The organism is Streptomyces sp. HSS9-12, from assembly GCF_054963655.1.
Genome location: NZ_JBUEGC010000041.1, coordinates 25,246 through 37,375 on the forward strand (window position 1 = coordinate 25,246; position 12,130 = coordinate 37,375).

The window sequence follows — 12,130 nt, forward strand, 5'->3', positions numbered from 1 at the left end:
CCACCCGCACCGCCTGTGAGGAGAAACCCGTGGCCAACACGCCCCTTCAACGACGTTCCGGCACTGGCAGCGGCACCGGCACGAACCGGCAGCGCTCGGTGGCCGCGGCTGCGCGCGCCGCGGCCAAGCGTGCCCAGAAGGCGCACGAGGTGGACAGCCCGGATGTGCCGGGCCAGCGTGCCTCCCGGCTGCGGCGCCCCGCCGGCCTGCTTGCGCAGCGGGCCGGGGGGAAGGACGAGGCAGCGGCGGCGGATGAGAAGCCGCAGGGGCGTCGGCCCGGCCTGCTCAGCGCCGTCCTCGCTCTCGCCGTGGTGGCCGGCCTGGTGGCCGCCGTCCTGCTCGGGCTGCAGTACCAGGACGCCGAGCGCACCAGCGAGGCCCGTACGTCCGCACTGACCGAGGCGCGCACGGCGGCACCCGTGATCCTGAGCTACGACTACCGGCATCTGGACCGGGACTTCGCCGCGGGGCGCGAGCACCTCACCGGCTCCTTCCGCGACCGGTACCGCAAGACGACGAGCACCGTCGTCGCGCCGACCGCCCGGAAGTACCAGGGTGTGGTCAAGGCGACGGTGGCCAAGCCCCCGGCCGGCGGCACCCCGGCGGTGTCGGTGGTCTCCGCCTCGCCGGACAAGGTCGTCGCGCTGCTGTTCATGAACCAGGTCACGAACAGCACCCAGGTCTCCGGGCCGCGCGTCGACCTCAACCGGGTACGCATGACGCTGGTGCGCACCGACGGGGGCTGGAAGGTGAGCGGCGTCGACGCCCTCTAGCCGGAGGTTCAGGCCAGCTCCGGGTGGCCGAACAGCCGGGCGTAGGAGGAGGGGAGCTGGCTGACGAGCTTGTTCAGCTCCCCGCCGCTGACCTGCTCACCCAGGGTGGACAGGACCGTCCGGGCGTGGTGTTCGGCGGCCTCCTCGTCGTCACCGGTCGCCTGCGCCACGTGGTGGACGAACTCCCGCGCGCCCCAGGTGTGCGGGGCCGCCTGCGCATCGTTGATGATCTCGGCCAGTTCCAGGGGCAGCTGGTCGGCGAGGTGCTCCGCCGGCGCGGGGGCGAGGCGGTCGCCCAGGGTGGCGACCACCGCCATCGTCACCCGCTCCGCCTCGTCGTCGGCGTAGTCGCCGCGCTCACGCACGGTCGCCAGAAATGTTGCGTAGTCCATGGTGATTGCCTGTCTTCCGCATGGCGGTGGATGGGGGAGGGCGGCGTGCCCTCGGACGGAGGAATGAGCCGCGTGCCGGGCGGGGCGAGGTTGACTCTCCTCCGGCTGGCGCTGGGTGGGCATACCCCCGGCGGTAGATCCCCTGGCCTAGTCGGCCCGGGTGGGGGTACTGGAGTACGACCGTGACCGTGCGTGCGACCGTGCCCGCGGCGCCGGGCCGGGGAAGCCGAGGAGATGAGCGCATGAGCGAGCAGACACCGTCCCAGGCCGAAGGCGATCGCGACGACGAGAACGGGCTGCGGCAACGCCGGGGCCGTGAGAGCGCGCGCCATGCGGAGCCTCCGGAGACGCCGCGCACCACACCGTCCCAGGCCGAGGGCGAGCGCGAGGAGAACCGGGAGTAGGCGGACCGCGCGCCGGCCGAGGCGGGGTCTGGCTGTCCGTGAAGAGGACCTCGGCAAGGCCGTCCGGCAGGGACGCGCGGATCTTCGAGGTGTCGTGTCACATGCCTGATCTCACCTCCCGCCGTTCCGTTCGAGCTACCCGCGACCAAACGGTCAAAACGGTTCATGCTGGGACGAGGAGGTGGTCGCGCGATGACCGTCACCCTGGCCCTGGCCGGGGACACCATGCTCGGCCGGCTCGTCGCGGAGGAGCTGCTGCTGTCCGGGCCGCGTACGCTGTTCGCGCCCGAGGTGCACGACCTCGTGGAAGAGGCGGACGCCTGCATCGTAAACCTCGAGTGCTGCGTTTCCGCCCGTGGCCGGCCCATCGACATTCCGGGTAAGCCGTTCTTCTTCCGCGCTCCGCCCGTGGCGGTTCAGACGCTGACCGGACTGGGCGTCGACGCCGTCTCCCTGGCCAACAACCACGCTCTCGACTACGGCCCCGAGGCGCTGGTGGACACCCGGGTACTGCTGAGCGCCGCCGGCATCCAGGCGGTGGGCGCCGGTGCCGACATCGAGGAGGCCAGGGCTCCCGCGGTCCTCACGGCCGGGGGCCTGAGGATCGGGCTGCTGGGCGTCACCGACCACCCCGCCGAATTCGCCGCGGGCCCCGGCCGGCCCGGAGTCGCGTACGCCGACCTGCACCGGGGTGTGCCCGGCTGGCTCGCCGACCAGGTGCGTGAGTTGCGGCAGCAGACGGACATCACGCTGGTGTGCGTGCACTGGGGCCCCAACATGGTCGAGGAACCCGTACCGCATGTGCGGCGCGCTGCCCCCGCCCTTCTCGAGGCGGGTGCCACCCTCGTGGTCGGCCACTCCGCGCACGTCTTCCAGGGCTTCACCCAGCAGGTGCTGTTCGACCTCGGCGACTTCGTCGACGACTACGCGGTCGACCCGGTGCTCCGCAACGACCTGGGGCTGCTGTTCCTGGTCACCCTGGACGGCGATGGAGCCCGGCAGGTCGACGCGGTCCCGCTCGCGCTGAACTACTGCTGGACGCAGCCGGCGGACGGGGACGAGTACGCCTGGATCGCCAGGAGGCTCATCGCCGCCTGCGCCCGGATGGGCACCGAGGTCAAGGACCGCGGCGACCGGCTCACCGCCACCTGGCCGTGATGCGAGCACGCCGGCGCGTTAGAGACCGCTCTGACAGGGAACCGCTGGAGGTCGGCAGCGCCGACACGGCGGTGCCCGAGGAGCCAAGGTGAGGATCGAATCCATGGCACACGGTGGAGATGTCATCGAAGAGCTGACGACCGACCACCGCGAGGTGGAAGCGCTGTTCGAGCAGATTCAGTCGATGCCCAGCGGTATCCCGGACCGCAAGCGCTCGGTGGACGAGCTGACCATCGAGCTGGTGCGGCATGCGGTGGCGGAGGAGGAGTATCTGTACCCCGCTGTCCGTAAGCACCTGGAGGGCGGTGAGAGGCTGGCGGACAAGGCGATCGCCGACCACAAGAGGGCCGAGGAGATCCTCAAGGACCTCGAGAGCCGCCAGTTCGACGACCCCGCCTTCGACCAGCTGATCATCACGCTGCACACCGAGGTGAGCGCGCACGTGCGCGACGAGGAGAGCCGCCTGTTCACGATGCTGCGCCAGGCCTGCTCGGAGGAGATGCTCATGGACCTCGGCGACAAGATCCGCCGGGCCAAGAAGATGGCACCCACCCGCCCGCACCCCGGCGCCCCGACCACCCCGCCCGCGATCAGGCTGCTGGCCCCCGGGGTCGGCCTCGTCGACCGGGCCCGCGACTTCGTCACCGGTCGCGGGAAGCCGGCCTGACCCGACCTGTCCGCCAGTCCTCAGCGGATCCGGATCCCACTCACACCGGAGGTGCCGGTGTCTTCCGAGACGGTCCACATCGTTGCCGACGGGGTCACCCTCACCGGCGATCTCGTTCTGCCGGAGCACGCCCGGGGCGTGGTGGCCTTCGCGCACGGCAGCGGCAGCTCCCGGCACAGCCCGCGCAACCGGGCGGTGGCCGGGGTGCTGCAGCACGCGCAGCTCGGCACGCTACTGCTCGATCTGCTCACCGAGGACGAGGAGCAGGTGGACTTGGTCACCGCCGAGTACCGCTTCAACATCCCGCTGCTCGGGCGGCGCATGGTGGCGGCCGTGGACTGGCTGGCCGCCAACCCCGCCACCAGCAGGCTGCCGATCGGCCTGTTCGGGGCCAGCACCGGCGCGGCCGCGGCCCTGGTGGCCGCCGCCGAGCGGCCGGACAAGGTGCAGGCCGTGGTCTCCCGCGGCGGGCGGCCGGACCTGGCGGCCGGTGCGCTGGAGCGGGTGAGGGCGCCGGTGCTGCTGATCGTCGGCGGCAAGGACCATCAGGTCCTGCAGCTGAACGAGGAGGCGGCGCAGCGGCTGACCGCGCCGTGCACGGTGTACGTCGTCCCGGGTGCGAGCCACCTGTTCGAGGAGCCCGGAACCCTCGACCAGGCCGCCGCCGCGGCTCGGGACTGGTTCGTACGCATGGCCGAGGACGCGGCGCTGTCGTGACCGCGGTGCCCGCGGCCGGCTGAGGCCCTCTCGGCTTCGGACCTATCCGACCGGCTTACGAGGCTCCGGCACGAGGCGCTCAAGCAGCCGGACGCGGTGCAGGTCGGCCACCGGAGCCAGCAGATCGGGGTGGCGCAGCAGCGGCGCCGCGCCACGGTCCCGCTGGTCGGGGGTCGCCAGCCGGCGGAACTCCACCTCCGATGTGGCCACGTGCTCGCTCCCGCCGAGGGCTGCGATCGCCTCGGCTGCCAGCGCCGGATCCGTCAGCAGGCAGGCCGCCCAGCTCGCCATCACCTCGTCCACCCAGGTGCGCCAGGCGTACTCGGCCTCGTCGGACTCGGAGGCCGCGGAGACATCGGCGCCGACCAGCCAGTCCAGGCGCGCGGAGCCGCCCGGGCCCGCGATGGAGACCAGCGCGGCATCCACCGAGGTCGGATAGCGCAGCCATGCGGCGACCGTGACCGCCTGGCGCGCCTGTGCCTCCGCGAGCGCGGCATTGATCGTGCCGCTCGCGGGCGGATAGGCCCGGAGCAGCCACTGCGTGGTCGCGGCGATGACGGGGGAGAGGTCGACAGACATCGCGGCGTCACCTTACCGTGACGCCCCCATGCCCGAAAAATGACCCATTTCACTGCTGGGTGCGGCGCTGCTCGAGGGCGCTCACGCCTCGCCGGGGTGCCACGGCGGCCACTCCCCGGGACGGTCCTCCCAGTGCACCTGTCGCGGGTTGTTCAGATCGATGCCGGGGAAGGCCTGATGCACCCGCGGCTCGAACTCCTCGCGTTCGAGCTGCTGCCAGCCCAGACCCCGCAGATGGACACGGCGGTACCGCTTGTCCGCGTCGAACGGAGCCACGACGACGGGGTAGTCCGGCTCCGCCTCCTTGGTGGAGTTCTCCATGCCTCCAGGGTGCGCCCAGTGGGACTTCCCGCGCGCGTCGGCGGCGCCGGGCCCGCTGCGCGCCCTTCACTGGAGTCGTGGACTGCACATTCTGCGCGATCGTGGCCGGCGATGTGGCCAGCCACCGGGTCTTCGAGGACGCGACCGTGGTGGCGTTCCTGGACAGCCGGCCGCTGTTCCCCGGCCATGTGCTGGTCGTGCCCCGCCGGCACATCGAGACGCTCACGGATCTCCCCGCCGACGAGGTGGGGCCGTTCTTCCGCCGGGTGCAGCGTCTCACCAGCGCCGTGGAGCGCGCGATGGACGCCGTCGGGTCGTTCGTGGCGGCGAACAACCGGGTCAGCCAGTCCGTACCGCACTTCCATGTGCACGTGGTGCCGCGCAACCCCAAGGACGGCCTGCGCGGCTTCTTCTGGCCGCGCTCCCGCTACGCCGACGAGGCCCAGGCAACCGAGGTCGCCGCCCGGCTGCGGGCTGCCCTGGACGTCTGAGGAGTCTCCCGGACCGCTGCCGGGGCGGGCGGACGCACCTAAAATGGACTGCGTGGCGCGACCGAACAAAGAGGTCGAGGCCCTGCTTCAGGAGTACGCCGACCTCATCCTGATCACCGGCGGAGACGCGTTCAAGGCGCGCGCCTACGAGAAGGCGGCCCGTGCGATCGGCGGCTACCACGCCGACGTCTCCCGCCTGGACCCCAAGGGTCTGCGCGAGATCCCCAATGTCGGCAAGTCGATCGCCGACAAGGTCGTGGAGTACCTGCAGACCGGCAAGGTGTCCGCCGTCGAGGAAGTGCGCTGCAACATCCCCGCCGGCGTACGGCAGCTCATGGCCATCCCCACCCTGGGCCCCAAGAAGGCCATGACGCTGTACGAGGAGCTGCGGATCTCCTCGGTCGACCAGCTGGTCGACGCCATTCACGAGGAACGCCTGCGCGACATGAAGGGCTTCGGCCCCAAGACCGAGGAGAACATCCTCCACGGCATCGCGATGATGCAGGCCGCCGGCTCGCGCGTACCGCTCAACGTGGCCATGGAACTCGCCGAGGAGATCGTCGCCGAGCTGTCCCGGGTCACCGGCTGCACGCGGTGCTCGTACGCCGGATCGCTGCGCCGTATGCGCGAGACCATCGGGGACGTCGACATCCTGGTCGCCGCCGAGCGCTCCGCGCCCTTCATGGCGGCCTGCACCGAGCTGCCGTACACCGCCGATGTGATCGCGCACGGCGAGAAGAAGACCTCGATCCGTACGACCAAGGGCCTGCAGGTCGATCTGCGGGTGGTGCCGCCGGACTCCTGGGGCGCCGCGCTCCAGTACTTCACCGGCTCCAAGGCCCACAACATCCGCACCCGCGAGATCGCGGTCCACCACAAGCTGAAGCTCTCCGAGTACGGCATCTTCGACGCGAAGAGCGGAAAGAAGATCGTCTCGGAGACCGAGGAGGAGGTGTACGCCCGGCTCGGCCTGCCGTGGATCCCGCCGACGCTGCGTGAGGACCGGGGGGAGGTCGCCGCCGGGCTGCGGGGTGAGCTGCCCGACCTGGTGACGGAGGACGACCTCCGGGGCGATCTGCACACCCACACCAACCTCACCGACGGCCTCGCCCCGCTGGAGGAGATGGTCCGCGCCGCGGCCAAGCGCGGCTTCGCCTACTACGCGATCACCGACCACGCCCCCAATCTCTATATGCAGCGGATGACCGACGAGAAGGTGCTGGAACAGCGGGAGCGCGTACGTGAACTCGACGGCACGCACCGCAGGATGCGCCTACTGCACGGCAGCGAGCTCAACATCGATCCGGACGGGAACGTCGACTGGCCCGACGACTTCCTGGCGGGTTTCGACCTGTGCGTCGCCTCCGTGCACTCGCACTTCAACCAGACCCGGGACGAGCTGACCCGGCGGCTGATCACGGCCTGCGAGAACCCGTGGATCAACATCATCGGCCATCCGACCACCCGCATCATCGGCAAGCGCCCCGGCCTGGACATCGATCTTGACGCGGTGTTCGCCGCCTGCGCCCGCACCGGCACGGCACTGGAGATCAACGCCCACCCCGACCGGCTCGACCTCTCCGACGAGCACATCCTGCTGGCCAGGCGGCACGGCGTGAAGTTCGCTGTCAACAGCGACGCGCACTCCCCGCTGCACCTGGCCTATCTGCGGTACGGGGTGGGCACGGCGCAGCGCGGCTGGCTCACCAAGGACGATGTGATCAACACCTGGCCGCTGACGCGGTTGCGCCGCTTCCTGCACAAAAGCCGCGAGGTTGCGGCGGGGTCGCGCTGATGGCGGGACCGCGTTCGTCCGACATCCTCGTCTCCTCGATGCATCCTTACCGCGGTACGGGGTACGACAATCCGTACCATTCTTGGGTCATCTGTCCCCGAGCCTGGGGGAGATCATGGAACTCGGTTTTCTCAAGCCGCTCTTCGACCGTCCGGGCCCTTGGGCCTCTGTGTACATCGAGACCACCCGCGCCACCGAGGACGCATCCAAGCTGCAGAAGCTGCGGGAACGTGCCGTGCTGGACAGCCTGACCGATCAGGGTGCGGACGCCCGCACCGTCCGGGCCGTCCGCGCCACGCTCGCCCGCGAGCCGGTCGAGGGCTCCCCGCCGGGCCGTGCGCTCTTCGCCGCCGGCGGTGAGGTGGTGCTGGACCTTCCGCTCACCACGCCTCCACCGCTGGAGGAGACGTCCTGGTCGATGCTTCCGCATATCGGCCCCTTGCTGCACCTCGGGGGTGAGCTGCCGCGCTGTGTGGTGGCGTACATCGACTCCACCGGCGCTGACTTCGAGATACGGGATTCCACCGGACGCTGGCCGGCGGGCCGTGCGGAGGGCCACGAATGGCGGGACCGGGGACATCGCTCCATCCCCGCCGACCGGTACGAGTGGCGCTACCGCAACCGGATCGAGGACACCTGGCACGAGAACGCGGAGATCATCACGAAGGAGCTCATCCGGCGATGGCCGGAGTGGAACGCGGAGCTGCTGATCCTGGTCGGTGAGCCGCGCAACCGCAACGCCGTGGACGACCTTCTCCCCTGGCCGCTCAAGAAGGTCACGGTCGAGGCGGAGAAGGGCAGCCGCGCCGCCGGTGCCTTCGCCGAGCAGCTCGAGCGGGAGCTGGGGCGGATTCGCGAGGAGTACCACCGCAAGCGCCTTGAAGCGGCCCTCGACCTCTTCCGGGCAGGGCGGGGCCGCCCCGGCGAGCACGGCGCGCGAGGCGTGGACACCAGCCCCGGCGAGGCTGCGGAAGGAATCCCGGCGGTCGTCGAGGCACTGCGCAGCCACCAGGTGGCGACGCTGCTCGTGTCGCAGGGCGGCGCCGACTCGCGCCGCGACGTGTGGGTCGGGCAGGGCTGCGACCAGGTCGCCGTACAGCGCTCGCAGGCGCAGGCGCTCGGCGTCTCCAAGCCCGAACGGGCCCGGGCGGACGACGCGTTGATGCGCTCCGCCGCCGCGGCGAACGCCGAAGTGCTGGTGATTCCCGAGGGTATGCAGGGGCCGGCGGGGGGTCTGGGCGCCGTGCTGCGCTGGAGCCCATGAGCTTCTGAGCGGGACGTATGAAGTGAAGCTGAGGTTGGGTCAGTTACCCACGAGCAGTACCCAGACCGGCCCGCGGGCGAAGTTCAACCGGCCGCCGGACGGGGTGGTGAACGTGGTGCCCTCGGACGCAGCACCGCGCGTCCACCGCGCGTCGTACTCCTTGCCGTCGCGCAGCACCTTGGCGGTGCCCTTGCCCACCGTCTCGGTGTACGGCGTGACAGCGCCCAAGCGGTCGTGGAAGCGTGACTGGCGGATGGTGACGTGCTGGACGACGACGGTCGCGGCGCTCAGCCGACCGCCGTCCGTGGTGCTCGCCGGCCTCCCGTCCATGGACACCAGCCATCGATGCCGGTGGGCGGACCAGGTGAAGCGGTAGGCCGCGAACGGGTACCGGACCGTGCGTGCGCGAACCGTCTCCCCGTCCGGGGGCGCCGTGCCGAACCGGAATCCGATGTCGCCTGCGGTGTCGGTGTCCGGGGCGTCGTCCAGGGCCTTTTGCGGCCGGAAGAAGAGGTTGTGTGGCGACTCGCGGTGGTGGTTGCGGAAGTACGCGCCGGGCGCCTGCTCCGGAGACACATGATTGACGGGTGCGGCCATCAGGATCGGCAGCAGCTCCGACTGGGCTCCGGAGTATGCGAGCGCCGGCCGCCCGAACTGCCGCAGCAGTTCGATGTCCGACTCGCGGGCGCTGCGCACCGGCCCCAGTTCCGGCGGCAGGTGAGAGGAGAAGACGGCAAGGATCCGGCTCATGCCGCCCTCGACCCGCTCCACGTACACCAGATCGGCAGCGCCGAGTCCGGTGTGCGGCCGGGCCCCCCGAACGTTGTCGATCTTCACCGCGAGCACGGGGTTGATACGGGCCCTGAGGCCGGTGAACGGCGATCTCTCCACCTGTGCCGACCGCTCGGCCCCGGGATTCGGCCGTCCGTCCTCAGGTTCGGACGCGGAGCACCCGAACAGACCGAAGGCCATGGCGGCGGCTGTCGCCGCGGCGAACCATCCGGCGGTCGGTCTTGCTCTTCGCCTGGAACCCATGGCGTGCTCCTTCCGGCAAGCCGCGCAAGCACGACAATGCATTGATAGTTCCTTTTGGTGTGTTATTACCGCACCAGCCAGGGTCCCTTCTAGTACCTGAGTCAGGCATGTCTCCCGGCCTGACCCCCGGGTCCTCGAGCCATTCGGCACGCATCACGCCCGGTCTCAGGCGTAGTTGACATCAGGTCAGAGAGCGGCTGGGCGAATCGGCCAGGGAGACGGATGGCCACCGACGGCGCAGCCGCGGCGTTCAGGATTGCTCCGGTGGGTCGCCGCACTCCTGGGCCTCGGCGATCAGCAGAGCCACGTCATCGTGTCCGTCCGGATCGCGCAGCGAATCCAGCAGCAGATCGCAGCTCTCCTCGAGCGAGCCCTGAGGACCGGTCAGCAGACCCAGCAAAGCGGAGAGCCGGTCGTCCAGCGGCTCATGCCGCTTCTCCACCAGGCCGTCGGTATACAGGACGAGCCGGTGGCCGGGCAGCAGCTCGAGCTCCGCCGTGCCGAACGGAACGCCGCCCACCCCGAGGGGCGCGCCGGTCGGAACCTCGATGAACTCCGCCGTCCCGTCCGGGCGGGCCAGTACGGGCGGCAGATGGCCCGCCGTGGAGATCCGGCACTGGCCGCGGTGCGGGTCGTAGATCGCGTACAGGCAGGTCGCGAAGGTCTGCTCAAGGCCGGCGATGATCTCGTCGAGGTGGCGGAGCACGGCGGCCGGATCCAGGTCGAGGGCGGTCAGCGTACGGCTCGCGGTCCGCAGCTGCCCCATGGTCGCGGCGGCGCTGATCCCGCTGCCCATGACATCGCCGACGATGAGCGCCGTCTTGCCGCCGGCCAGCGGAAGGACATCGAACCAGTCCCCGCCGACCTCATAGGTGGAGCCGGCCGGCTGGTAACGGTAGGCGATCTCCAGCCCGGGCTGGCGTGGCGGCTGCTGGGGCAGCAGGCTGCGCTGCAGCGCGAGCGTGGTGCGGCGCTCGTTCCGGTACAGGCGCGCGTTGTCGATGCTGATGGCGGCGCGGGCGGCGAGCTCGGAGGCCAGCATCTGGTCGTCCTGGTCGAAGGGCGCCGGGTTACGGGCCCTCATCAGGCTGAGGGTGCCGATCACGTTGCCGCGGGCGATCAGCGGCACTCCGAGATAGGAATGGGCCCCGGCACTCTTGAGCACGGCCGCGGACTCCTCGTCGCGAGCAACGCGCCGCAGCGACTCCTCGTCCATCCGGGGCACCAGGACCGGTAGGCCGGTGTTCACACACTGCGTGATCAGACGGTCCGGGTCATAGCGGGCGACACCGCCGGCGGGATCCGGGGCCGATATGGCCTCGGTCGGATAGGCGGCCTTCACGGCGAGCGCCCGGAACACCGCGGACCCGCCGCCGGTGGCCGGGACGGCCGTCGTCTGCCGGCCGTCCAGGATGCTGTCGAGGACGTCCACCGCGGCCAGGTCGGCCAGATCGGGCACGACCACGTCCGCCAGTTCCTCGGCGGTCCGCGGGAGGTCGAGCGTGGTGCCGATACGGACCGCGGCGTCCGCTATGAGTGCCAGCCGCCGGCGCGCCCGGGTCATTTCGATGGTGGCGCCGTGCCGCTCGGTCACATCGACGACCGAGACGGCCACCCCCAGCACCTGCCCGTTCGTGTCCTCCAGCCGGTAGTACGACACCGACCAGGCGTGATCGTGTTCGGGGTCCGAGGGGGTGCGGCCCACGGCGAACTGGTCCAGCAGCGGGGTGCCGGTGCTGAGCACCTGACGGATCGCGGACTCGATGGGGGCCACATTCAGGAACGGCAGCGCCTCGCGGACATGCCGGCCCAGGTGCTCGGACGCGGGAAGGCCGTTGATCCGCTCCAGGGCCGGGTTGACCAGGACGTAGCGCTGGTCGGTGTCGAGGACCGCCAAGCCGATGGGGGACTGGCTGATCAGCCGGGTGGACAGGGCGAGGTCCGTCTCCACTTTGCGAAGGACCGCTTGATCGGTCGCGATGCCCAGGGCGTAGGCATCTCCCTTCTCGTCCAGCAGCCGCATGTTGCGGAACTCCACCCGCCGGACGCTTCCGTCCTTGTGGCGGACGGGAAACCCGCCGGCCCAGGTGCCGCCCGCGATCACCTGCCGGAACAGCTGCCGCACCAGCTTCTTGGACTCCTCTTCGACCAGCAGCTCCTGGCCGTACTGCCCGAGCGCCTCATTCGCGGTGTAGCCGAACAGCTCCTCGGCCGACGGGCTCCACAGCGAGATCCGCCCTTGTGAGTCCAGCACGGCCGCCGCGACCCCCAGGGCGTCCAGCAGGCCGCCCGGTGCGGAGATCACCGCGTCGGCCCTTTGGGAAATCTCCGCGTCGGCGCGCCGGGACAGCTCCGCGTCCGCACGCCGACCGGCCCCGGCGCCGTGGGCATCGGTCTCACGCATCCCGGGCACCTCTCTCGGTTGCCCTCTCTCCTCGCCGCATCGCCTCCATGGTCCCCGAGATGGCTGGAATGCGCAGGTGTCTTGCACCTTCGACCTGCGGCGACTGAGCGCTTCCGCGCCCGGCTTCCGG

The 12,130-nt window shown here is 70.8% G+C and carries 13 protein-coding genes; 8 read left to right on the forward strand and 5 right to left on the reverse strand.

All coding sequences use genetic code 11. From position 1 onward, the window contains the following. The first annotated feature begins 29 nt into the window (after window positions 1–29). On the forward strand, window positions 30–773 hold the full coding sequence (locus ACY34J_RS20955) for a hypothetical protein (protein ID WP_462728038.1): 744 nt from the start codon (window positions 30–32) through the stop codon (window positions 771–773). Window positions 774–781: 8 nt separating this feature from the next. Here ACY34J_RS20955 and ACY34J_RS20960 read toward each other — a convergent pair whose 3' ends face one another. Next, window positions 782–1,165 carry a DUF2267 domain-containing protein gene (locus ACY34J_RS20960; protein ID WP_462728039.1) on the reverse strand — a complete coding sequence of 128 codons (384 nt, stop codon included), beginning with the start codon at window positions 1,163–1,165 and terminating at the stop codon, window positions 782–784. Between the two features lie 242 nt (window positions 1,166–1,407). Between ACY34J_RS20960 and ACY34J_RS20965 the strand changes: the two genes are divergently transcribed. The 4 genes from ACY34J_RS20965 to ACY34J_RS20980 all read left to right on the forward strand — a co-directional run bounded on the left by ACY34J_RS20965 (window position 1,408) and on the right by ACY34J_RS20980 (window position 4,111). Then, a complete protein-coding gene (locus tag ACY34J_RS20965; RefSeq protein WP_462728040.1) occupies window positions 1,408–1,569 on the forward strand; it encodes a hypothetical protein in 162 nt (53 codons plus the stop codon). Between the two features lie 192 nt (window positions 1,570–1,761). After that, window positions 1,762–2,727 (forward strand): CapA family protein, encoded by a 966-nt coding sequence (locus tag ACY34J_RS20970; protein WP_462728041.1) that lies wholly within the window; start codon window positions 1,762–1,764, stop codon window positions 2,725–2,727. Between the two features lie 103 nt (window positions 2,728–2,830). After that, a complete protein-coding gene (locus ACY34J_RS20975; protein ID WP_462728042.1) occupies window positions 2,831–3,394 on the forward strand; it encodes a hemerythrin domain-containing protein in 564 nt (187 codons plus the stop codon). A 57-nt stretch (window positions 3,395–3,451) separates the two neighbouring features. Further along, window positions 3,452–4,111: a dienelactone hydrolase family protein gene (locus tag ACY34J_RS20980; RefSeq protein WP_462728043.1), complete on the forward strand. Its 660-nt coding sequence runs from the start codon at window positions 3,452–3,454 to the stop codon at window positions 4,109–4,111. Between the two features lie 42 nt (window positions 4,112–4,153). Here the strand turns inward: ACY34J_RS20980 and ACY34J_RS20985 are convergent, their stop codons facing one another. Further along, entirely contained in the window at window positions 4,154–4,690 is a 537-nt protein-coding gene (locus tag ACY34J_RS20985) for a hypothetical protein (protein WP_462728044.1), read from the reverse strand. Between the two features lie 81 nt (window positions 4,691–4,771). Next, window positions 4,772–5,011 carry a hypothetical protein gene (locus tag ACY34J_RS20990; RefSeq protein WP_462728045.1) on the reverse strand — a complete coding sequence of 80 codons (240 nt, stop codon included), beginning with the start codon at window positions 5,009–5,011 and terminating at the stop codon, window positions 4,772–4,774. 77 nt (window positions 5,012–5,088) lie between these two features. Between ACY34J_RS20990 and ACY34J_RS20995 the strand changes: the two genes are divergently transcribed. The 3 genes from ACY34J_RS20995 to ACY34J_RS21005 all read left to right on the forward strand — a co-directional run bounded on the left by ACY34J_RS20995 (window position 5,089) and on the right by ACY34J_RS21005 (window position 8,561). Continuing rightward, entirely contained in the window at window positions 5,089–5,502 is a 414-nt protein-coding gene (locus tag ACY34J_RS20995) for an HIT family protein (protein WP_462728046.1), read from the forward strand. Between the two features lie 52 nt (window positions 5,503–5,554). Beyond that, complete coding sequence (polX, locus tag ACY34J_RS21000) at window positions 5,555–7,297, forward strand: DNA polymerase/3'-5' exonuclease PolX (protein WP_462728047.1); 1,743 nt, start codon at window positions 5,555–5,557, stop codon at window positions 7,295–7,297. A gap of 115 nt (window positions 7,298–7,412) precedes the next feature. Continuing rightward, window positions 7,413–8,561 (forward strand): baeRF2 domain-containing protein, encoded by a 1,149-nt coding sequence (locus ACY34J_RS21005; RefSeq protein WP_462728048.1) that lies wholly within the window; start codon window positions 7,413–7,415, stop codon window positions 8,559–8,561. 39 nt (window positions 8,562–8,600) lie between these two features. On the opposite strand, the gene ACY34J_RS21010 is transcribed toward ACY34J_RS21005, so the two are convergent. Continuing rightward, window positions 8,601–9,596, reverse strand: a complete 996-nt coding sequence (locus ACY34J_RS21010) for a DUF3048 domain-containing protein (protein WP_462728049.1) — start codon at window positions 9,594–9,596, stop codon at window positions 8,601–8,603. Between the two features lie 250 nt (window positions 9,597–9,846). Next, entirely contained in the window at window positions 9,847–12,000 is a 2,154-nt protein-coding gene (locus ACY34J_RS21015) for a SpoIIE family protein phosphatase (protein WP_462728050.1), read from the reverse strand. Between the last annotated feature and the right edge of the window lie 130 nt (window positions 12,001–12,130).